Source organism: Pseudoalteromonas sp. Isolate6 (assembly GCF_022398435.1).
In the GTDB taxonomy this organism is placed as follows: domain Bacteria; phylum Pseudomonadota; class Gammaproteobacteria; order Enterobacterales; family Alteromonadaceae; genus Pseudoalteromonas; species Pseudoalteromonas galatheae.
The window spans coordinates 26,306-48,294 of sequence record NZ_JAKEVK010000005.1; the positions used below are offsets into that span (position 1 = coordinate 26,306).

Sequence of the window (21,989 nt, forward strand, 5' to 3'; positions counted from 1 at the left end):
GCAATACGAAGGCGTACAATTAACCGTCAACATACATGCTAGAGCCACTGTAGCGCTGAGGATTTACATTTAATGGTACACAGAGCGAAGTTGATATTACGATTTGCACTAGGCTTTGCCATCATTTTGGCGTGCCTCTTCAGCGCTAAATGGATAATTCAGCTTAGTGATTTACAGATCCCAGCCGCCCTACTTGGCATGGTGTTTCTTGTTATACTCCTTGTAACAAAAGTCATTAAAGTAGAATGGTTAGCCCCCGCAGCTGAGCCCATTTTAAAATATATGGCGCTGTTTTTTATTCCAGCGGGAGTGGGCTTGGTAGAACATCTTAGTTTGTTTCAATCCCACTGGCTTATGCTACTGTTATTGCTAATTGGTGTACCAACAATAAGTCTTATATTGTTAAGCCCTATCGTTAAGAGCATCAAGTTTCGTGATTAATATGATTATGGCGTCAGCGCTCACCGTCCTGTTATTTTTTAGTGCTCGCAAACTATATCAGCGCATCTCCGTACCGATATTAAACCCTGTGCTGATCTGCATTTTGGCCATTTCGGCATGTCTGCTACTCACGAAATTTGACTACAAGGTATATCAACAAGCAACGCTACCAATTCATTACCTGTTAGAGCCAGCAGTAGTTGCACTCGCCTACCCCTTGTATAAACAATTTCACCAAATTAAACCGGTATTTTTTGCTCTATGCTTAACTAGTTGGTTGGGTGTTTCACTGTCTACGTTTAGCGCTTTTCTTATTTGCCAGTTTTTTGCAGCCGATCCGCAGCTTTCAGCTTCAATGGCGGCTCTGTCGGTTACAACACCAATCACCTTACTCATTAGTGATTATCTCGGGGGGATCCCCGCTATTGCAGCGATTATGGTGATATTGATTGGTGTATTTGGTGGTGTGTTTGGACTACATATTTTGCACTGGTGTAAGGTCGAACCTATGCAAGCGAAAGGCACAGCGCTTGGTGTTGTCTGCCATGCCATCGGCACAGCCACAGCGATAGAACATCATCCCTTGGCTGGTGCTTTTGCTTCGGCGGCGATGACAATTACCGCCATGATAACTGCACTTTGGGTGCCTTTGTTTTATCATTGGTTAGCTACTCTAATTTAATAACTCGGGATACGACTGTGATCAATCAAGAAATCGAGCAAATAGAACACTATTACAACATTATTCGAGAGTATCTGGTGACGTACAGTTTCCAACTACTCGCTGCGATATTCATTTTCCTTCTCGGTTTGTGGTTATCAAGAAAGCTGTCTAAAGCGACTGAAAACTTGATGCTAAAACACAATATCGATCCTGCTTTAACCAACTTTATTGGCAATGTGATCAAAGTGCTGATTATTGCCATGTTTGTGATTATTTCTCTTGGCAAGGTTGGCATCAGTATCACACCATTTGTCGCCGCCATCGGGGCTGCGTCTCTAGGTGCTGGTCTTGCGCTACAAGGGATGCTGGCAAACTACGGCGCAGGGCTTGCAATCATCGCTACCCGCCCATTTGTGATTGGCGATACCATCAGTATCAAAGGTGTTAACGGCCAAGTTAAAATGATTGAGCTTGGACATACCACGCTCATCAACGAAGACAAGGTAGAGATCACTATTCCCAATAAACATGTGGTGGGAGAAATTCTCCATAACTCGTTTGCAAACTCTCTGGTTAAAGGCGAGATAGGGATAGCCTATGATGCTGATCACCAAGGCGCATTAACACTTATCAATCAGGTACTCGCTGACAATACTAAAGTCAGTCAAGACCCTAAGCCTCAAGTCGGAATTGAGGAGTTTGCCGACAGCGCAGTGATATTGAGCTACCGCTACTGGGTGCCTACTACGTCACTTATCGAAACTAAATTAGAAGTGAATAAAGCGGTGTTTGCCGCGATTAAAAATGCGGAAATCGAGATTCCATTCCCGCAACGAGTGGTTAAAGTCATTCAGTGAGCAAACGGCTAGTACCCTAGCCGTTATTCTACCCTCAGTTTTCATCAGGCTTTTCCATAGAAAAGCCACTGCGCAAATGAAGATCGCGCTGTGGAAACGGGATCTCGATTTGATATTTTCGAAAGGCATCATCAATAGCCCAAAGGTAATCTGAAACCAGTGCTGTTGGCCGCTTTACCTGCTCAGGTTGCACCCAAACCCCTAACGTGAAATTCAAGCTACTATCACCAAACCCGGTCATCCATACCGTTGCTTCTCGCCCCGGCGTATTCAAGGTGTATTGGACATTTTTGGCCGCTTCCAATGCGGCACGCTTCACTTTCTCTTTGTCGCTACCGTAGGCTACTGAAAAAGGAATACGGAAACGACGATATTTGTCCGACATTGTCCAATTGGTAATTGTATTTGACACCATTTCCGAGTTTGGAATAAGCAGGTCGACGTTGTCATTTGTACGGATCCAAGTTGAGCGCATGTGAATGGCTATAACTTCCCCCACCACCCCGTTGGTCAGCTCAACAAAGTCCCCAACTTTGACGGTTTTCTCTAGCAGTAACACAAGGCCAGAAACAAAGTTATTCACGAGACCTTGTAGCCCCAAACCAATCCCAACGCCAAGTGCACTGGCCACAAGCGCCAGCTCAGTTATCTCAAAACCTAAGGCGGTCAGAGCAATAATAAGACCAATAAATAACACGATGTAGTGAATGATCCTGCCTATCACATAGGCGGAAGTATGCTGGATCACCCCTTGTCTTGAAGCGAGACGATTAAATGCTAGTCGCAGGATCTTAGAGATCACCAAAGTCGCAACGATCACAGCGATAAAGGAGAGTGCCTCTCCCACCTCTAGTGAAAATTTACCTAATGAAAATAGCTTTTGGTCAAGCCACGGAATATCTACGTCTATATCTATTGGTGCTTTTATCATGGTTCTATTTTTTGTTATCTCGTGAAGTTAAGTGTGTCTGCCATTTTTATTCATTACAAGTTTTTATATCTACTTTGCTCCTTCAAATTGAGCAAGTATTAAGAGTACTTAGTATTAGCTCTTCACTTGTGGATAAAAGGCAATAAAAAAGCCCTCACAGTGTTGTGAAGGCTTTTTTATTTTACATATACGCCATTTTTATTAAGCTTTACGCCAAGTCGTTTTACCCGCGCTATCTTCTAACACAACGCCTAAGGCAGTTAGCGCATCACGCGCCTCATCCGCTGCGGCCCAATCTTTATTTTCGCGAGCGCTGCGACGCTTTTCAATCAATGCTTCGATTTGCGCTACTTCGTCGTCGTCTTGCTCACCTTGTAAGAAAGATTCAGGCTCTTGCTGTGCAATACCCAAGATTTCCGCCAGTTTCACAAGAATAAATGCGTGCTCACCAGCGGCTTTTGCGTCACTATCTTTTAAGCGGTTCACTTCTTTTGATAATTCAAAAATCACTGGCAGTGCTTCTGGCGTGTTGAAGTCGTCGTTCATTGCTGTCTCAAAACGTTCAGCGTAAGCATTACCTTTCAGTTCGACTTCCACTAGCTCAACGCCACGTAGCGCAGTGTAAATACGCTCAAGCGACGAACGTGCTTGTTCAAGGTTTTCTTGTGAGTAGTTTAGCTGGCTACGATAGTGACCATTGATCAAGAAATAGCGTACTGTTTCTCTATCAAAGGCTTTAAGCACTTCACGTACGGTAAAGAAATTGCCAAGAGACTTAGACATTTTCTCTTTGTTAACTTGTACCATGCCGGTGTGGATCCAAGTGTTCACATAACGGCCGTTATTTGCGCAGCAAGATTGGGCAATCTCATTTTCATGGTGCGGGAATTGCAGATCTGACCCCCCACCGTGAATATCAAAAAATTCACCCAAATGCTTTGAACTCATTGCGCTACATTCAATGTGCCAACCTGGACGACCTTCGCCCCACGGAGATTGCCATGCAGGCTCACCCGCTTTGGCTTTTTTCCACAATACAAAGTCGAGTGGATCATCTTTGTCTTGCGCTACTTCAACGCGCGCACCCGCTTGTAGCATTTCTAAATCTTGCTGAGATAACTGACCATATTGCTCAAACGTTGAGACATCAAACAATACATCCCCGTCTTTCGCAACGTAAGCATGGCCTTTTTCAATCAAGCGCGCGATCATCTCGATGATTTCGTCCATATGCCCTGTTACAGTCGGCTCAATATCCGCAGGTAACATGTTCAATGCGGTAAAGTCTTCATGCATGGCTTTAGTCATACGAACCGTTAGGTCATTAATCGACTCGTTGTTTTCCGCGGCGCGTTTAATGATTTTGTCATCCACGTCAGTAATATTACGCACATATGTGACGTCATAACCTAAATAACGTAAATAACGGTTCATAACGTCAAATGAAACATAAGTGCGTGCGTGTCCTACATGACAGAAATCATAGATAGTGATACCACACACGTACATATCAACCTTGCCTTCTTTGAGCGGTTTAAAAGGGGCTTTTTGGCGAGTGAGTGTGTTGAAAATCTGCAACATGTAGTTTTCTTCCTAAGTACGGTTCATTTTTTAACAAAAGTGCTTTTAATCATACCACCTGCATAGCAGCGCCTCTAGATTTTAATAACGAATTACAGCAGTTTTTTGATTTTTTACGCAGATTTTCAAGGAATGCTTTTTCACAAAAGCCCAGTTGATATAAAATAGGCTTTTATCATTCAACACGATGGACACTAACATGGTTGTTTTAGAAACAAATCACGGCGAAATCCGTATTAATCTTTTCGCTGACAAAGCGCCTGAAACGGTAGCTAACTTCCTAAACTACGTAAACAGCGAGTTTTATAACGGTACTATTTTCCACCGTGTAATCGACGGCTTTATGGTTCAAGGTGGCGGATTTGCATCAGGTATGGAACAAAAACCAGTTGAAGCACCGATCAAAAACGAAGCAAACAACGGTGTTGCAAACAAAGTGGGTACCCTAGCAATGGCACGTACGCCAGATCCACACTCTGCAACTGCACAATTTTTTATCAATGTTAACGACAATGACTTCCTTAACTTCTCTAGCGAAACATCGCAAGGTTGGGGTTACTGTGTATTCGGCGAAGTTGTTGAAGGCATGGACGTTGTAAATAAGATTAAAGGTGTTGCTACTGGTTCTTCTGGTTTCCACCAAGACGTACCGCTTGAAGATGTGATCATCGAAAAAGCATACGTTGCTGAGTAATATCCTACTTTTTATTCAAGGCCAGTATTTATGCTGGCCTTATTAGTTTTGAGGTCCCATGGGTAAAACCTATTTTATCGCCGACTTGCATTTAACCGAGCACCGCACTGATATCACCGACGCATTTTTCGCTTTTCTCGACCATCATATGACCGCTGATGTCGACGCTTTATATATTCTGGGTGATTTTTTTGAAGTGTGGATTGGAGACGATGAAAAAGACCCCTACGCCCTAAGTATTGCACAAAAACTGCGAAGCTTGAGTCACCTTGGCATTCAAGTATTTTTTATTCACGGTAACCGTGACTTTTTAATCAAACAAGCCTTTGCTGACGAATGCCAAATGACTTTGCTCCCTGAACAAGCGGTAATAGATCTATACGGCACACCGACGGTGATTTTGCACGGCGACGAGATGTGTACACAAGACGAAGCCTATCAAAAGTTTCGTAAGAAGAGCCGCGGTTGGTGGTGGCCAAGACTGATGCTTGCTATGCCACTTTGGTATCGTCGCAGAGTCGCTGCAAATGCAAGACGTAAGAGCATTGAAAACCAAAAAGGCAAGCCCCTCGAGATTTTAGATGTCACCGAAGAAGCAGTGGCAGACATGTTCGCAAAACATGGCGTAAACAATATGATCCACGGCCACACCCACAGACCAAAAGTGCACACCTACCCAGATGGCAAGGTACGTACTGTACTTGGCGATTGGTATTCACAAAGCTCATATATCGTCGTTGACGAAAGCGGTAAACAGCAGCTCCTTTGCCATCCTTTTGAATAAATGTAGTGCTTAATTAAATAGGCGCACCTGAGTGAAACTTGAAATCGGGGTCCGGTGAGCTGATAAGCTCGTTTTCCACTTGCTGAAATAGTTGAACACGCCCAGCTACATCACAGCGCTTAGGATCGGTTGCGTTGGCAACTTGATGCGCTAAATCAATATAGTCTTGGTAATGTCTGGCTTCTGAGCGCAATAGCGACACATAAAACTTAGCAATTTCTTGATCTAAGTGTGGCGCAAGTTTAGCGAAACGTTCACATGAACGAGCCTCAATGTAAGCACCAATGATCAGTTTATCAACCAAGGCTGCGGGTTCATAAGTGCGAATGTGTTTGATCATTCCAGACGCATAGCGAGATGCTTGTACGTACTCAACAGGAATATCACGTGCCCTTATGATTTCTAGCACCTGTTCAAAGTGATGTAGCTCTTCTTTAATAAGCCTCATCATCTTACTCAAAATATCTTGATTGTAAGCATATTCAGGTCGTGCAGTTAGCTCACCTATCAATTCATTTTTACTGCCTGAAAACTCGCCATCACCAACACTGCGATAAATAAAATCTTCGTAAGGTTGCAACCAACTTAACAGTGTTTTTGCAGACGCATCATCTATTGCATATTTGCGAATTAAGAAGGCCGCGCTTTGTGCCGCTTTTAGCTCACAATGCATATGATCGATAAGCAATAATGGTAAGTGCTCGCTTTGCTTTGCTTTTTCAATCCAAGCTTGCGGGGTTTCACAACCCAAAAACTGGTTAATAGGCGTAAGTAAATCTGTGTACTTTTCTAACATAACAACAAAAGACTAATGTGTTTGCGCCATTTTATCATAACTTCTCGCTGCAAGGTGCACCACAAGGCTATTCCCCAAGAAGTTTTAGATCATTCTGAAAATAGTAATATTGCTATTCAACTACATTTTCTTGACAAAAATTAACTCATCTCTCATAACTTAATTGAATTGTACAAAAATAGTACAAACCTATATTTGAGGGGCTAACTATGATCTTTAATCATCTATGGGGCTTATATGCTCACCCGCACGAAGAGTGGCAAACAATTGATAACCGTCACGAAAGCATGTTTTACAGTTTGTCACATATCGCACTAATTGCACTTATTCCCAGTATTATGGGCTACTATTCTTCCGTTTACTTAGGCTGGAGTGTAGGCACCGGAGAAGCAGTCTATTTAACTCATGAGTCGGCACTCTTGATTGGCGTTGCTATGTATTGTGCGCTCATCGCTGGTGTATTTATTTTGGCATATCTGGCGCATTGGATGGCTATTACCTTTGGCTCTACACCAACTTACACTCAAACACTTGAGCTTTCTGCCTACACCGCAACTCCGATGTTTATGTCAGCTTTTGCAGCGTTTTATCCTGAACTTTGGTTTGTGGTTTCAGTTGGCATGGTAGCACTTGCTTATTCGGTTTACCTGCTGTACACCGGTGTGCCCATTTTGATGCATATTCCAGAAGAGCGTGGCTTTATTTATGCAAGCTCAGTGGTTACTTGTGGTCTTGTGTTGCTGGTTATCATCCTTGCCGCTACCGCGATTTTGTGGACAAATGGCATCATTAGCCCAACTTTCACTTAATAGCCAACTTTCGGTCAGAGTGATATTACGCGCTTGAGCTTAGGTATTTTAGCGAATTAAATAATTTTAATTTTCCATCTCACGCAAAACGGTCCTCAGAAAGCACCGTTTTTACAAAAGCATTCGCTATATCAGCTCCAGCTGAACAAAAAAGGCGCAGTACCTAAGCGGAGCTGCGCCTTTTCTACCAACTGGCTACGATTATAGCGCCTCGAATACTTCGTCCGTTTTAGCGGCACAAATAAAATCGTTTTTATGAAGACCCTTAATAGAGTGACTCCACCACGTTACCGTCACTTTACCCCACTCGGTAAGTAGACCTGGGTGATGGCCTTCTTCTTCAGCCATATCGCCCACCTTGTTTGTGAACGCAATTGCTTGTTTAAAGTTTTTAAACTTGTAAACACGCTCAAGTTGCATAATACCATCGCGTACTTCAGGTACCCAATCAGGGATCTGTTTGATTAGAACCGCTAGTTCTTCATCTGATACTTTAGGCGCATCCGCACGACACGCTTCACATTTTTGTGCACTTAAATCAGACATTGATAATTCCTTAACTTGCTAGTTTTTCTTTTGGCGGAAACTTAGGTTCAAATAACCCTAGCTCTTTTGCTTGTTCAACCAGCGACATGATATCCATTTTAGAGATCTCAAATAAGTCGTTGATTGAGTTAATTGTATAGTAAACAGGTTGCATAATGTCGATGCGATAAGGTGTACGTAACACATCTAACACGTTAAGCGGATTAATTTCTGGTTTGTCAGAGTAGACATATTGAGTCTCACCTGGACTTGACAGCACACCGCCACCATAAATACGCAGACCTTGCTCAGTTTGCATCAAACCGAATTCGACGGTAAACCAGTATAAGCGTGCAAGGTATACGCGGTCTTTCTTCTCCGCGGCGTAGCCTAGCTGACCATACTTGTGTGTAAACTCGGCGAATGCTGGATTCGTTAGCATTGCACAATGGCCAAAAATCTCATGGAAGATATCTGGTTCTTGCAGGTAATCAAACTCTTCTCTTGAGCGAATAAAGGTCGCTACAGGAAACTGCTTGTTGGCAAGCAATCGAAAGAACTCATCAAAATCAATCAGTGCGGGCACTGGCGCTACCTGCCAACCCGTTTCTTTCGCTAGTGCTTCGTTTAACTCACTTAGTTGTGGAATGCGGTCTTTTGGTAAGTTAATTTTCTCAAGGCCTGCCAAATATTCATCACAAGCTTTGCCTTCGATACACGCTAGCTGACGTGCAACTAACTCTGACCAAATTTGATTCTCTTCATCTGTCCAAGCGATAACACCATTTTCATCTGGCTGCTTAGATACATATTTACTTGATTTAGCCATTTTACATTCTCACTTACTTCACCCCGAGTTGATGATCTTGCAATTTCAATTGCTGTCCTGTTGATGGTTCGGAGCGCTTCAACTTGTGACTTTGATACTAAGTAAAAGTGAAGGAAAGTTTAATAGTGAGCACGTTTATCACATTTCGCACAACAAGCATTTTCGTAAACAATAAAATACACTCGCGTAAAATTAATATTACACACATAGTAAAAAGGGGCCAAACCCAGCCCCTTTGTAAAAATTAAATTACAGTTATATTTTGTCAAACGCCTGCTTCAGATCGTCAATAATATCTTCTACGTCTTCAAGTCCCACTGAAATCCGAATTAGTCCATCAGAAATTCCCGCAGCTAGCCTTTCCTCTTGTGTATAAGGAGAGTGTGTCATTGATGCCGGATGTTGAATGAGCGTTTCTGGGTCACCTAAGCTTACCGCTAACGTACACAGCTCTGTCGCATTGATAAATTGTTCCCCCTGCTCTAGCGAGCCGTTGATTTCAAAAGCAATTACCCCACCTGCTCCTTTCATCTGTTCACCAAGAAATTGGTAACCAGGATGCGAAGGTAAACCTGGGTAGTAGACTTTATTCACTTTAGGGTGCGCTTCTAGGAACTCTGCTACCGTTTGTGCGCTTTGACAGTGACGTTGTACACGCAAAGCTAAAGTTTTCAACCCTCGATTGATTAACCAGGCATCATGAGGACTGATTGTAGCGCCAATATCTTTTAACACGGTTAATTTGATAAGCTCTATGTGCTCTTTTGAACCGCACACGAGTCCAGCTACCACATCCCCATGACCATTTAGATACTTGGTTGCGCTGTGCACAATAAGATCAGCGCCATAATTCACAGGCTTTTGTAAAAGCGGTGTCATAAAGGTATTGTCAACGACAAACAAGAGCTCATGCTGTTTCGCGATCTCCCCTAACATTTTCAGGTCTAATACCGTCATGTTGGGATTGATCGGCGTTTCGGCAAACAATAGTTTTGTATTTTCCTGTACCGCATCACGTAGCGCTTGCTCATCGGTTAAGTCAATAAATGACACCTCAATACCAAATTTAGGCAACATATGCGCAAATAGTGCGAAGCTACAGCCATACAATGCGCTTGATGCAATCATATGATCGCCTTGCTGTAAAAAGCTCAGCACCGATGCAGACACGGCCCCCATGCCAGTGGCGGTCGCCGCAGCATCTTCCATTCCCTCAAGTCGAGCGACTTTTTCTTCTAGCTCTCGCGTCGTAGGGTTGCCTAAGCGAGTATAGATATAACCGGGCTCTTCACCAGCGAACCGTGCGGCTCCTTGCGCTGCATCTTTAAAGTGGAATGTTGAGGTTTGATACAAAGGAGCGGTTAACGCCCCATGTGGGTCATCAAAATGATTGGGTCCGTGAATACACTGACTGTCATCTCTTAATTTTTTCATACTTGCCTGCTGATTTTATTATTGCCAATCAAATAAACATGGTAGTGAATTAATTAGCGTCGTTTTTGTGTAATAATCAATATGTAGGGCAGTTTAGAAAAATAGACAAGCATGCCAGATGGGGAGACGGCTAGTTCACTTATTGTGACTAGCCAGTTTTACTTAAAGAGGTGTATAAAATTGTTGCCGTTTAATCTTTTTTGCTACGCCTTAATAGCACATCTACAACTGAGCTAATCGCATTTTTCAAAAGACTTTGTTTGTGCTCCAAACGTGGCAATGGTCGACAAAGTTCCATCGCCTTGTAGCCCAAGCGGGCTGTAAATATCCCAGCACTTAGACCCTGTGCCGAACGGGTAGAAAGCTTGCCAAGTAATTCAGCCCCCACACTGGTCGCAGCAAGGTCGCTTACCAGTTCACTTGCGCCAACAAATACCATTTGCTTCAACAACATTTTATACAAGGTGATGCGGCTGCGATACGCTAATCGAATACCATAATGTTTGCTGATCTTTTCCACCAGCACGACTCCGCGCCAAAGCACCGCCAGCATATCCACAAGTGCAAGTGGACTTAAAGCAACTAAGAGCGCCGATGTTGTCGCATGCTCCTGAATTAGTTTTTTAGCTTCAGCATCTTGACCTCGGAGCAAAGTTTTTTCATATAAAGTGATGACTTCTTTGTCTGTGTGGTGAGGCTGTAATGCCTCTTCAAATACGGCAACCTTTTGTTCTGAATGCGCTTTTAATAGTGGCGCAAGCCAAGCTCGCGCCTCGCCAATTTGATCACTTTGTAATAAGCGCTGGGCATCATGTTTAATTTGCTGATGTTGTTTAAGCTTGCTAAGTGCGATGACTTCCGAAAATAAGAACTTAAATAGTGCAAGTAAACCAAGAGACAACACCGTGGTGTATAGACTAAACAGCAGAATATTTTGATCATAACTTTCTATCAATGTCAGTGCTGCTTCAACAATGATAAGTACTAATAGCGCAAGCAAAAAGCACTGCTTAAATCCAAATCGCCAAGGCGATTCGTAGATACGTTCAATTTTCGGTAACTCGGGTTCAGGCACAGTATCAAGGCTTTCACTCACAATCAGCTCATTGCCGAGAACTTTACCTTCTCCACCCAGTTGAGACTCACCTTGGCTTTCAGTGTCGATGTTTAAGCGCCTACCCGAACCTTGGTAAGATTTTGTCTGATCTGTCATCTTAATTTATCTCCAATTAAGAACTGCAAAGCATGATCAAGCCTGATATGCGATAAGTTTCCTTGCCTCGCGGGTAGCGGCTCAAACGCTAGAAACTCAAACCCACTTTGGGGCCAAACCTGCACCTTTGGAACGTGATCAGGTGGAGTTGGTGGCACATAATTAATAAACTGCTGCTCGCCGACTGGCTTGCCGTAAATACATTGCACATGTTGCGCCCCCTCTTTCACCGCTCTCGACTCAACACTTCTCACCGAAGAGAGAGACATCGTGTCCACGGTTACCCCGTTGAAGCGAAGCTCATTGGCGCTGTCCACCAACATTTCATTTAACAACCTTGTCAAATTGGTCTGCTGCTCGTTCAAGACGCCATCACATTTGTTGGCGGCAAATAGCACCTTATCTATTTTTGGGTTAAATAAACGAGACAAAAAGCCACTTTTACCATGAGAAAACATGGCGAGGATCTGCTTTAACGCAACTTCTTGCTCTTTCAATGTGTCATAGCCATCACTTAAGCTACCCAATAAGTCGACTAACACGACTTGGCGGTCAAACTGGCAAAAGTAATCTTTGTAAAATGGCGCCACTACTTGCTTTTTATAGGCTTCAAAACGCTCCACAAGCTGTTGATATTGTGAATGCTCAGTAATGTCGTTTGGGTGAACTTGCACAGGGAAAAACAACAATATCGGCGCTCCCTCAAGGTCACCCGGGATCAACGCCCGGCCAGGTTGCAAGTTAGATAAACGAGTGTCCCGCTGCAACTGCGCTAAAAGCGCATGGTAACTTTGTGCAAGCATTTTCAGCTTACTTTCATCCACCGCTTCAGTACCATCAAACTGCTCGAGTAGCTGTAAAAACGTTTGTGTAAATGGCTGATATTTAGGCTTATTCAATAATGCAAATTGCTGCTCACACCACTCGGGAAAAGTCATTTTAAGTAGCGGCAAGTCCATTAACCATTCACCTGGGTAATCATATAGTTCAAGGTATAGTGTATGAGTTTGCGCTAAGTGTTGTTTGAGTCCGCGTTCACTATGATACCTAAACGCCAATGTTAAGGTATTGATACGTTTGGTTGACGCAGGCCATGTTGGCGGCTCTTCCAACAAACAAGTTATTGCTTGCTGATAGTCAAAAGTGGGTACCGCCAGTGCCTTCTGTGGCTCAGGACGACACGCAACAAGACGCCCTTCACTCACGACATCTAAAAACGGTAAGTTGTCGGTGCTCGTTTGGGTAGTCAGATGCTTGATAAGCGCCGTGATAAATGCGGTTTTCCCGCTGCCACTAAAACCGGTTACAGCAAGCTTTATATGCTTATCAAAAGAGCGGTGGAGCGTTTTTTTGGCTTGTTGTTTTAATTTATCTAAGGAAGATGGGGTTCGAAAACGTGACGTAGTCATAAGTAGAAAAGTGCCCCTCAAGAAAATGCCAAGGCGGCCAATACCGCCTTATAGCTTGTCAATTTCTCTGCTAACCGTAAATTCAGGTGAAGTTACGTAGCGTTCCATGTTTTGAATGCGACCATCAAGTCGTGATAGCCTGTCTTTTAGGTCATAAAGTGCCTGTCTTGGCGGTTCACCTTTTTGCCACACCTTAAACTTCACTGATACCTTATCTTCATCTTTCGCATCAGGTGAACGATTTGGCATCGTTTCACGCTTATCTAAAATAAACCAGCAAGCCACATACACCACGATAAATAATGGACCACCAGATAATAGCACAGCTGTGATGAATAAAATCCGAACAAGCCATAACTCCATGTTGAAATAATCACTAAGACCAGCGCATACTCCAGCTACCTTGCCACGACTTGGGTCACGATATAGCTCTCGCTTTAGTCTACTCATAACTTGCGTCTCCATTGTGGTGACTCTTGATCAAGTAAAGCTTCTAACGTTTCAACACGGTCCGCCATTTTTTCTGCCTTGCTGGCTAATTCGATAAGCTGACGATGCTCGTGCTCACTTAACCCTTGGCTTACCTGCTTTTTGCTACGGTAGTGTAAAATCAACCAAAGTGGTGCCACGATGACCATAAAAATAATCAACGGAGCCATCAAAACTTCTGCGTCAAACATAATCTTCTCCTGCCTTCAACCTGGCTGTTATTATTGTAGTTGGTTAGCACCTACCCTGACAGTAGGTGCAATTATTTTCACTTTTCAGCCATTTTCTTTTTCAGCTGTTCAAGCTCATCGTCAATCTTTTCATTCTTTTGCAGATCAGCAATCTCATCCGCTAAAGATTTCTTACCTAAATCGTAAGATTCGATTTGCGACTCTAGGCCATCGATTTTGCTCTCATAACGCTCAAAGCGATTTAGTGCATCATCTACTTTACTGCTGTCTAGTGCCTTTTTCACCTCTAAACGAGATTCAGCTGAACGCTGGCGCAGTACAATCGCTTTTTGGCGCGCTTTTGCGTCGGCCAGTTTATCTTGTAATGTACTGACTTCTTGCTGTAGCTTTTCAATGTGCGTGTCTATATGCTCTAGCTCTTTTTCAAGGGCTGCAACATCCTCCGCAGACTTTTGCTTTTCAAGTAAAGCAGCACGTGCTAAATCTTCACGCTCTTTACTTAGTGCAAGCTCTGCTTTGGTTTGCCAATCATCTACCTGTGCTTTTAGCTGATCTAGACGGCGTGTTAATTCCTTTTTCTCAGCAAGTGTTTTTGCTGAGGTCGATCTTACTTCGACTAGTGTATCTTCCATTTCTTGGATAATTAGGCGAACCATTTTTTCTGGGTCTTCGGCTTTATCCAAAATAGCATTGATATTAGAATTCACTATGTCTGCAAAACGAGAAAAAATTCCCATAGTGGTTACCTCTTTGGTTAATAGCTAAATTGCTTACTGTCTATGTATCAAATAGCTTGCCAACTTTAACAAATTTAAAAACACAATAAAATCATAAGGTTATTTTATTTTTAAAAGTCCTTTAGTTATCCCTTTTTTTGAAATACACTAGTTATTAGTAAAAACCACTAAGAGTTAGGCAATATGAGCCGGTTTCGCCAACAGGATAATTTATTAGGCCAATCTGACAGCTTTTTAGCTGTGCTAGACAAGGTTTCACAGCTCGCTCCTTTAGAAAAGCCCGTGCTTATTATTGGCGAGCGTGGCACAGGTAAAGAGTTAATTGCAGCACGTTTGCATTATCTCTCAGAGCGGTGGGATCAGGAATACGTCAAACTAAACTGCGCAGCCCTAAACGAAAACCTCTTAGAGAGCGAGTTATTTGGTCACGAGAGCGGTGCCTTTACTGGTGCAAGCAAGCGCCATGAAGGTCGATTTGAACGCGCTAACAGTGGCACACTGTTTTTAGATGAGTTAGCCAATACTTCTGCAATGGTGCAAGAAAAGCTCTTGCGTGTAATTGAATACGGCGAGTTCGAGCGAGTTGGCGGCAAGCAAACCGTAAAAGTAGATACTCGACTGGTATGCGCTACCAATGAAGATCTCCCCACTCTCGCCGATGCAGGAGAGTTCAGACACGACTTATTAGACCGCCTCGCATTTGACGTCATCACCTTACCGCCATTAAGAGCAAGAAAAGAAGACATCTTATTATTGGCCGAGCATTTTGCGATAAATATGGCTCGGGATTTAGGATGGGAGTTATTTAGCGGCTTTACCCGTAAAGCCATCGAAAAGCTGCTTGATTACCCGTGGCCCGGTAATATCCGTGAGCTCAAGAATGTAGTTGAACGGAGTTTATACCGTCATGGCAACGACCAAATTCCGGTTCATGATATTGTGTTTGACCCCTTTGCAAGCCCATTTAGGCCGAGTCAACGGATCAAAGCGCCAAATGCCCAGCCAACAACTTCAACCACTCATACAGTTGAGCCTTTACCTGTGGCACAACCGAGTAATGAACAGCGGGCAGATACAACCCTCGAATTTGACTTCCCTTGTGATTTAAAATCGCTTTCCAACGACTATGAAATCACAATGCTACAAAAAGCGCTTGAATTTAGTCAATTTAATCAAAAGAAAACTGCACAAAACCTTGGTTTGACGTATCATCAACTGAGAGGTTATTTGAAAAAATACAACCTACTGGACCAAAACCAAAAACAAGAGGCATAGTGGTGCGTAAATTGTTTTTTGGTGTGCTGTGTACCGCTTTATTTGGCTGTACAGATCAGGCGCCAAATAAAGTGAATGATAAGTCACAAGGCTTAGTATATTGTGCAGAAGCGAACCCTGTGTCATTTAATCCACAAGTGACCACAACAGGGTCTACGATTGATATTATTGCCAATCAGCTTTATGACACCTTGATCAGTATTGATCCTGAAAGCGGCGAATTCTTACCAGAATTGGCAACGTCTTGGCAGGTCAGCGAAGACGGTAAATCTTTCACTTTTACGCTGAGGGACGATGTCCAATTTCACGATACCCTCTACTTCACACCAACAAGAAAAATGAATGCCGATGATGTGGTATTCTCATTTAACCGTTTATTTGATGTTTACAATCCGTACCACTTTGTTGGTGATGCAAATTATCCTTATTTTCAAAGTATTGGACTCGACCAACTGATCCGCCAAGTGAAAAAAGTGGATGAACATACCGTTCGCTTTGATCTGTTCAATGCGGAAAGTAGCTTTTTATCCAATATCGCCACCGACTTCGCTGTCATTCTTTCAAAAGAATACGCCGATCAGCTTATAGAACTTGAACACAAACAAGACTTTGATCAAAAGCCCGTCGGCACAGGTCCGTATAAGTACCGTGAATTTTTACGTGATAACCTGATCCGATATTATCGCCATGAGGATTACTGGAAACACCCGGTACATATGGAACAATTGGTCTACGACATCACCACCAATGGTACTAGCCGCATCGCGAAAATGCTAACTAAAGAATGTGATATTACGGCGCACCCCAGTGCTACCCAGCTCACCGTGCTTGAACAAAGAAAAGACATAGAAGTTGAAAAGGCCGCTAATCTGAATATCGGTTACTGGGCATTCAACACCGAAAAGCCACCGTTTGATAATCCGCTGGTCCGAAAAGCGCTAGCGCACAGCATAGATTTTGAAAAAATCATGCAAGCGGTATTTTACAACAATGGGATTTTAGCCCGCTCGATGCTTCCCCCTTCTTCATGGGCGTTTGAAGCGCAGCAAAAAATGCCAACATATGACCCTGAAAAAGCCAAAGAGTATTTGAAACAAGCCGGTCTTGAGGGTGGTTTTTCCATGACCTTATGGGCCATGCCGGTGTCGAGAATTTACAATCCTAACGCGCGGAAAATGGCAGAGCTTATTCAACGTGATTTACGTGATATTGGCGTCAATGCCAGAATCGTCGAGTACGAATGGAATACCTTTATCGAACGTGTTGGCCGCCATGAGCACGATAGCGTGTTACTAGGCTGGGCAGCAGATACCCCTGATCCAGATAATTTCTTCAGCCCATTATTGAGCTGTACTGCGACATTTAGTGGCAAAAACCCATCCAACTGGTGTAATCCGGAGTTTGACTTATTGCTCACTCAAGCGTTAGACACCAACGATATGGAAGAAAGAAAATACTATTATCAGCAGGCACAAAAAATGGTAATTGAGCAGCTGCCTCTCGTTCCAATTGCTCACGGGCTACGGTTCCAAGCAACCAGCTCTGATATCAAAGGCGTCTCACTTCGTCCATTTGGTGGTATTTCACTCGCTGAGGCAAGGAGAGACTAACATGTTTGCAAAATATGCTTATCGACGACTGAGCTTGCTTTGCTTTATGTTGTTTACCCTAACGATATTTACTTTCGCCCTCAATTACCTGTTTCCAGGTGAATTAGTCACCAACTTCAGTGGTGAAGTCAACTCAAGCTATGCCCAAACGCAGGCGCTAGTTGAAAAATACCGTATTGAAGAAAATATCTTTGTGCAATATGGCGCATTTATGGCTCGTATGTTTGAGGGCGATTGGGGTTTATCTTTGTCGTCAGGCCAACCTGTTCTTTCTCATGTACAACACCTATTTCCGGCAACGCTTGAGTTGTGTTTATATGCTTTGACGGTTGCGGTCATTATTGGTGTACCAAGTGGGGTAATAGCCAGCGCTTATCATAAAAAGTGGCCAGATAAGCTCATTAACTCATTAAGCTTGATGGGGTTTTCCATTCCAGTTTTTTGGTTAGCACTGCTGCTTATTATGGCATTTTGTCTGGGCCTTGGGCTTTTCCCCATGTCCGGTAGAATAGGCTTACTTTATGAAATACAACCCGTCACGCATTTTATTCTGATTGATATTTATCTTGAAGGGTTTCCCTATGGTGGTGCCGCATTTTGGGATGCACTTCATCATTTAGCGCTGCCAACCGTTGTGCTGGCTATGTACCCAACGACAGTTTTAATCCGCTTTACTCGCGACTCTATGCTCGAAGTCCTCGACCAAAACTATATTAAAACAGCTAGAGCAAAAGGCCTTAATCGCAGCCAGCTGATCATCCACCACGCGCTGAGAAATGCGCTGCTGCCAGTGATAAAACAAATTGGCCTCCAGTTTAGCACCCTCATCACACTTGCGATGATCACAGAGGTGATATTCTCTTGGCCTGGGATCGGTCGATGGTTAATTGAAAGCATCTATCAACGTGATTACCCAGCTATCCAAGGGGGACTGCTCGCAGTGTCTTTCTTTGTTATCATTGCCAACATGTTGTCTGATTTTATTCACTCGATACTCGATCCGCTCGCAAGGAATCAGGCTCATGGCAAAGTTTAACTTATTTACCGAAGAGTCTAACCGCTCACCCTTATTTAGGTTATGGCGTAAATTCCGCTCAAACCACATTGCACTAGTGGGTTTGTGGCTGTTTGTTGCCTTGACCGTATTGGCTTTAACAGCGCCGCTGATCGCGCCCTATGGTGTTAACCAGCAGCATGCTGATGCTCTGTTGCTGCCACCTTCTTGGCATGATGATGGCGATGTGCGCTTTATACTCGGTACAGATGATTTGGGACGAGACATCTTATCTCGCCTAATGAACGGGGCGACCTACACGTTTGGTTTATCTATCATTGCGGCCTTAGTTACCACGGCACTCGGCGTCGTACTTGGTACGCTTGCTGGCGCTAGTCGAGGCTTAAAATCCAGCTTTCTTAATCACTTATTGGATATTACGCTCGCCATTCCTTCGTTACTGCTGGCCATTATCATCATTGCTATATTAGGGCCAGGTTTGATGAATACGGTGTGGGCGATTATCTTCGCGTTACTGCCACAATACATCCACTCGATAAGAAACTTAGTGGTCACTGAGCTGAGTAAAGACTATATCATTGCCTTTAAGCTTGATGGTGCAACACGCTGGAAACTGCTCGTCCGTGGCATACTGCCTAACATTTACGAGCATATCGTGGTTATCTTCACCATGGCGCTGTCGACTGCTATTTTGGATATTGCGGCACTTGGTTTCTTAAAGCTCGGTGCGCAGCCTCCATCGACCGAATGGGGTGCTATCCTCCAAGAAAACTTAAGTTTAATTTATCTCGCGCCTTGGACTGTAGGCCTCCCAGGTGTATTGCTCTTTTTGGCAGTACTGTCTACCAACTTGGTTGGTGATGGACTGCGTGAAGCGCTGAAACAACGTAAGGCAGATTAATGCAATTGCTAGACATTAAGAACCTCACCATTGAACTACATACAGAAGACGGCGTTATTCGCGCAGTTGATAAGGTCAACCTTAGCCTTAAAGAAGGCGAAGTACATGCGCTTGTCGGTGAGTCTGGCTCTGGTAAAAGTCTAATCGCCAAGGCCATTGTGGGGGTGCTCAATCAGCGCTGGACAGTAACCGCAGATCGCATGCACTGGCGTGGTGTAGACCTTATGCGCTTGTCTTCAGAAAAGCGCAGAAAGCTCGTCAGCCAAGACATTGCGATGATTTACCAAGAGCCAAGTCGAAGCCTTGACCCAACCGCCACTATTTTCGATCAAGTCGCGGAATCTATCCCCGATAGCGTCTTAAAAGGTGGTTTTTTTGGTCGTAGAAAAGCTCGAAAAGAAAAGGTCCGAGCACTCTTGCACAAAGCTGGGATCCGAGACGATAAAAAGATCTGCAGCAGTTACCCACATGAGCTTTCAGAAGGAATGTGTCAAAAGATCATGATTGCGATGGCCATAGCCAGAAGCCCTCAACTACTGATAGCCGATGAGCCCACCACAGCACTTGAGAGCACCGCTCGCGCGCAAGTATTTCGATTGCTCAAAGCATTAAATCAACTTAAGAACATGTCGATATTAATGATTTCACATGAGTTGGAAGAAATCTCAGACTGGTCCCATGCAATGCATGTACTCTACTGCGGGCAGATGGTTGAAGCAGGTCCTACTCAGGCTATTTTTAAACAGCCATTACACCCCTATACCCAAGCGCTGGTTAAGAGTTTGCCTGATTTTGGTCAAGGACTCGGCCATAAAGAAGCATTTTATGCCTTAAAAGGGACTATTCCCCCTTTACAACACTTACCCATAGGATGTCGCTTGGGACCTAGATGCCCTCAAGCACAAAAAGAATGTGTCGTCACGCCAAGGCAAAGTCGCTCGCATGGTCATAGTTATGCTTGCCACTTCCCGTTAATTAAGGTGAAGCAAAAATGCAACCCGTCTTAAAAGTACAGTCTTTAAACAAGTCCTACACTTCTCGCCAAGGGCTGTTCAGACGCCGCTCGTTGCAGGTACTCAGAGATGTGTCGTTTGCGCTTGCTCCCGGACAAACCCTCGCAATCATAGGCGAGACCGGCTCTGGTAAAAGTACGCTCGCCAAAGTACTTGCCGGCGCCGACATGGCCGATTCTGGACAAATATTACTGAATGGCCAAATTGTAGAAGACGCTGGTATTCGCAATCATGACTGCCGTACTATTCGCCTGATCTTTCAAGACCCAACTCGCTCGCTCAACCCGGGTCTCACCATTGGGGATATGCTTGATGATTGCCTGCAATACAATACTGAACTCACCGAAGAGCAGCGTTATAAGAAAATCCGCATCACACTCAGCCGAGTCGGGCTACTTGGCGAGCACATAGACTATTATCCTCATATGTTTAGTGGCGGGCAGTTACAACGAGTTGCCTTAGCGAGAGCCCTTATTTTGGACCCTAAAGTACTGGTATTAGATGAAGCGCTGTCATCATTAGACCCATCCGTACGCGCACAAACCGTGAATCTGCTGCTAGAGCTACAAGCAGCAACGGGACTTGCGTACGTACTTATCACACATCATTTGAGTTTGGTTCGTCATATGAGTGATGAGATTTTGGTGCTAAATCGTGGCAAAGTCGTCGAATATGGCGAAACCGAGCGTGTGTTCAATACACCAAAATCTAAAACCATGCAGAAACTGCTATCAGCTTAATTTAGCGAGGGAATGAGAAATGGATTTTAGTGCCCATCTGTTATTTTTCTTCTCACTTGTTGGAGTATTTAACGGCTTTATTCTCAGCGCCCTACTGCTAATAAAATTTCAGGAGGCGAATGCACTGCGCTGGGTGTCGGTGCTCCTCATTTTACTTTGTATTCGAATTGGTAAATCAGTCCTTTTTTACTTTAACCCAGAGCTAGATAAAACGATTCTGCAAATAGGTCTGAGTGCCTACTTTTTGCTTGGTCCCTGCCTGCTCAATTTTGTACTCGCAAGCTACAGTAAAACCAAAAATCGTTATCTAGCAATACATTTTTTAGCATTAAGTGGTTTTATTATTGGATTTGGTATACTTATGCCCTATCAGCTTCACCCTGAAATTTGGCAAATGTGGGGTTACAAAGGCACATCCTATTTTTGGCTGGGTTACTTATTGACAAGTTCTTATACTTTTTACCACCTAACAACTTCTAAAAACGCCAGTGGCAACGCTGAGTTTCATCTATCTTTGGTTGTGATCTGCGGTTGCTGGCTCATTTGGGCCGCGTATTTCTTTTCGTCATTCACTTCTTACATCACAGGAGCACTCACGTTCAGCTTTGTGCTCTATTTAAGCATCCTTTTCGCACCCAAATTACTACGAAAACCAACGGCTAATGAAAAGAAATATGCCAATACGCACATAAGCGACGATGAGTACAATCAGCTCATAGCCAAACTGGAGTCGCTAATGTCAGAAAGCAAGCTATTTACTGAACCGGATTTAACGCTACCCCGATTAGCCAAACGATTAGGCACGAGCCACAACAAATTATCGCAAATAGTAAATCGCCACTATCATTGTAACTTTAAACAATATCTCAATGGCTTGAGAGTGGAATATGCGAAACACTTGCTTTCGAGCACCAACATGCCGCTGGAACACCTTGCACTGGAGTGTGGTTTTAATTCTGCATCCACATTTTTTGCCGCATTTAAGAAGCTCACGGGGTACTCTCCAAATAGCTTTAAGCACTCCGAGAACATACTCTCAGACTCCTAAAAC

24 protein-coding genes are annotated in these 21,989 nt (G+C 43.7%); 13 read left to right on the forward strand and 11 right to left on the reverse strand.

Annotated elements, in window-relative coordinates:
- Positions 1–72 precede the first annotated feature (72 nt).
- Genes L1D50_RS01300 through L1D50_RS01310 form a run of 3 tightly spaced genes read left to right on the forward strand, consistent with a single transcriptional unit; the run spans position 73 to position 1,962 of the window.
- A complete protein-coding gene (locus tag L1D50_RS01300) occupies positions 73–441 on the forward strand; it encodes a CidA/LrgA family protein (protein WP_138523159.1) in 369 nt (122 codons plus the stop codon).
- Position 442: 1 nt separating this feature from the next.
- On the forward strand, positions 443–1,123 hold the full coding sequence (locus L1D50_RS01305; RefSeq protein WP_239965363.1) for an LrgB family protein: 681 nt from the start codon (positions 443–445) through the stop codon (positions 1,121–1,123).
- A gap of 17 nt (positions 1,124–1,140) precedes the next feature.
- Positions 1,141–1,962 carry a mechanosensitive ion channel domain-containing protein gene (locus L1D50_RS01310; protein WP_138523160.1) on the forward strand — a complete coding sequence of 274 codons (822 nt, stop codon included), beginning with the start codon at positions 1,141–1,143 and terminating at the stop codon, positions 1,960–1,962.
- Between the two features lie 34 nt (positions 1,963–1,996).
- On the opposite strand, the gene L1D50_RS01315 is transcribed toward L1D50_RS01310, so the two are convergent.
- Both L1D50_RS01315 and cysS read right to left on the reverse strand, forming a co-directional pair.
- Positions 1,997–2,893 (reverse strand): mechanosensitive ion channel domain-containing protein, encoded by an 897-nt coding sequence (locus L1D50_RS01315; RefSeq protein WP_138523162.1) that lies wholly within the window; start codon positions 2,891–2,893, stop codon positions 1,997–1,999.
- Positions 2,894–3,094: 201 nt separating this feature from the next.
- Positions 3,095–4,474, reverse strand: a complete 1,380-nt coding sequence (gene cysS / locus L1D50_RS01320; protein ID WP_138523164.1) for a cysteine--tRNA ligase — start codon at positions 4,472–4,474, stop codon at positions 3,095–3,097.
- Positions 4,475–4,673: 199 nt separating this feature from the next.
- Here cysS and L1D50_RS01325 point away from each other — a divergent pair, with 199 nt between their 5' ends.
- The gene (locus tag L1D50_RS01325) at positions 4,674–5,168 is read left to right on the forward strand and encodes a peptidylprolyl isomerase (protein WP_010371206.1); all 495 of its coding nucleotides are present in this window, start codon (positions 4,674–4,676) and stop codon (positions 5,166–5,168) included.
- A 58-nt stretch (positions 5,169–5,226) separates the two neighbouring features.
- Positions 5,227–5,952, forward strand: a complete 726-nt coding sequence (locus L1D50_RS01330) for a UDP-2,3-diacylglucosamine diphosphatase (protein ID WP_239965349.1) — start codon at positions 5,227–5,229, stop codon at positions 5,950–5,952.
- A gap of 13 nt (positions 5,953–5,965) precedes the next feature.
- Here the strand turns inward: L1D50_RS01330 and miaE are convergent, their stop codons facing one another.
- Positions 5,966–6,748, reverse strand: a complete 783-nt coding sequence (gene miaE, locus L1D50_RS01335; RefSeq protein ID WP_239965350.1) for a tRNA isopentenyl-2-thiomethyl-A-37 hydroxylase MiaE — start codon at positions 6,746–6,748, stop codon at positions 5,966–5,968.
- A gap of 209 nt (positions 6,749–6,957) precedes the next feature.
- On the opposite strand from miaE, the gene L1D50_RS01340 reads away from it, so the two are divergent.
- The gene (locus L1D50_RS01340) at positions 6,958–7,557 is read left to right on the forward strand and encodes a Yip1 family protein (protein WP_128726427.1); all 600 of its coding nucleotides are present in this window, start codon (positions 6,958–6,960) and stop codon (positions 7,555–7,557) included.
- 201 nt (positions 7,558–7,758) lie between these two features.
- Here L1D50_RS01340 and L1D50_RS01345 read toward each other — a convergent pair whose 3' ends face one another.
- From L1D50_RS01345 to pspA, 8 genes are all read right to left on the reverse strand, one after another.
- Positions 7,759–8,103 carry a 4a-hydroxytetrahydrobiopterin dehydratase gene (locus L1D50_RS01345; protein ID WP_239965351.1) on the reverse strand — a complete coding sequence of 115 codons (345 nt, stop codon included), beginning with the start codon at positions 8,101–8,103 and terminating at the stop codon, positions 7,759–7,761.
- Between the two features lie 10 nt (positions 8,104–8,113).
- The gene (gene phhA / locus L1D50_RS01350) at positions 8,114–8,911 is read right to left on the reverse strand and encodes a phenylalanine 4-monooxygenase (RefSeq protein WP_239965352.1); all 798 of its coding nucleotides are present in this window, start codon (positions 8,909–8,911) and stop codon (positions 8,114–8,116) included.
- A 255-nt stretch (positions 8,912–9,166) separates the two neighbouring features.
- Positions 9,167–10,345 carry an aminotransferase class V-fold PLP-dependent enzyme gene (locus tag L1D50_RS01355; RefSeq protein ID WP_239965353.1) on the reverse strand — a complete coding sequence of 393 codons (1,179 nt, stop codon included), beginning with the start codon at positions 10,343–10,345 and terminating at the stop codon, positions 9,167–9,169.
- Positions 10,346–10,535: 190 nt separating this feature from the next.
- The gene (locus tag L1D50_RS01360; protein WP_128726425.1) at positions 10,536–11,558 is read right to left on the reverse strand and encodes a TIGR01620 family protein; all 1,023 of its coding nucleotides are present in this window, start codon (positions 11,556–11,558) and stop codon (positions 10,536–10,538) included.
- Positions 11,555–12,967, reverse strand: a complete 1,413-nt coding sequence (locus tag L1D50_RS01365; RefSeq protein ID WP_239965356.1) for a YcjX family protein — start codon at positions 12,965–12,967, stop codon at positions 11,555–11,557. The genes L1D50_RS01360 and L1D50_RS01365 overlap by 4 nt, the downstream gene beginning before the upstream one ends.
- A 48-nt stretch (positions 12,968–13,015) precedes the next feature.
- Complete coding sequence (pspC, locus tag L1D50_RS01370; RefSeq protein WP_128726423.1) at positions 13,016–13,417, reverse strand: envelope stress response membrane protein PspC; 402 nt, start codon at positions 13,415–13,417, stop codon at positions 13,016–13,018.
- Positions 13,414–13,647, reverse strand: coding sequence for an envelope stress response membrane protein PspB (gene pspB / locus L1D50_RS01375; protein ID WP_010371190.1), 234 nt, complete (start codon positions 13,645–13,647; stop codon positions 13,414–13,416). The genes pspC and pspB overlap by 4 nt, the downstream gene beginning before the upstream one ends.
- 77 nt (positions 13,648–13,724) lie before the next feature.
- On the reverse strand, positions 13,725–14,384 hold the full coding sequence (gene pspA, locus L1D50_RS01380) for a phage shock protein PspA (RefSeq protein ID WP_239965358.1): 660 nt from the start codon (positions 14,382–14,384) through the stop codon (positions 13,725–13,727).
- A 183-nt stretch (positions 14,385–14,567) separates the two neighbouring features.
- Here pspA and pspF point away from each other — a divergent pair, with 183 nt between their 5' ends.
- Genes pspF through L1D50_RS01415 form a run of 7 tightly spaced genes read left to right on the forward strand, consistent with a single transcriptional unit; the run spans position 14,568 to position 21,986 of the window.
- The gene (gene pspF / locus L1D50_RS01385; RefSeq protein WP_128726422.1) at positions 14,568–15,659 is read left to right on the forward strand and encodes a phage shock protein operon transcriptional activator; all 1,092 of its coding nucleotides are present in this window, start codon (positions 14,568–14,570) and stop codon (positions 15,657–15,659) included.
- A 26-nt stretch (positions 15,660–15,685) separates the two neighbouring features.
- Complete coding sequence (locus L1D50_RS01390; RefSeq protein WP_239965364.1) at positions 15,686–17,269, forward strand: ABC transporter substrate-binding protein; 1,584 nt, start codon at positions 15,686–15,688, stop codon at positions 17,267–17,269.
- Between the two features lies 1 nt (position 17,270).
- Positions 17,271–18,305: an ABC transporter permease subunit gene (locus L1D50_RS01395; protein WP_128726420.1), complete on the forward strand. Its 1,035-nt coding sequence runs from the start codon at positions 17,271–17,273 to the stop codon at positions 18,303–18,305.
- Positions 18,292–19,185, forward strand: coding sequence for an ABC transporter permease subunit (locus L1D50_RS01400; protein ID WP_128726419.1), 894 nt, complete (start codon positions 18,292–18,294; stop codon positions 19,183–19,185). Before L1D50_RS01395 ends, L1D50_RS01400 begins: the two co-directional genes overlap by 14 nt.
- Entirely contained in the window at positions 19,185–20,192 is a 1,008-nt protein-coding gene (locus L1D50_RS01405) for an oligopeptide/dipeptide ABC transporter ATP-binding protein (RefSeq protein WP_128726418.1), read from the forward strand. Before L1D50_RS01400 ends, L1D50_RS01405 begins: the two co-directional genes overlap by 1 nt.
- A complete protein-coding gene (locus L1D50_RS01410; RefSeq protein ID WP_128726417.1) occupies positions 20,177–20,938 on the forward strand; it encodes an ATP-binding cassette domain-containing protein in 762 nt (253 codons plus the stop codon). Before L1D50_RS01405 ends, L1D50_RS01410 begins: the two co-directional genes overlap by 16 nt.
- Before the next feature lie 19 nt (positions 20,939–20,957).
- Positions 20,958–21,986, forward strand: coding sequence for an AraC family transcriptional regulator (locus L1D50_RS01415; RefSeq protein WP_239965360.1), 1,029 nt, complete (start codon positions 20,958–20,960; stop codon positions 21,984–21,986).
- The last annotated feature ends 3 nt before the right edge of the window (positions 21,987–21,989 follow it).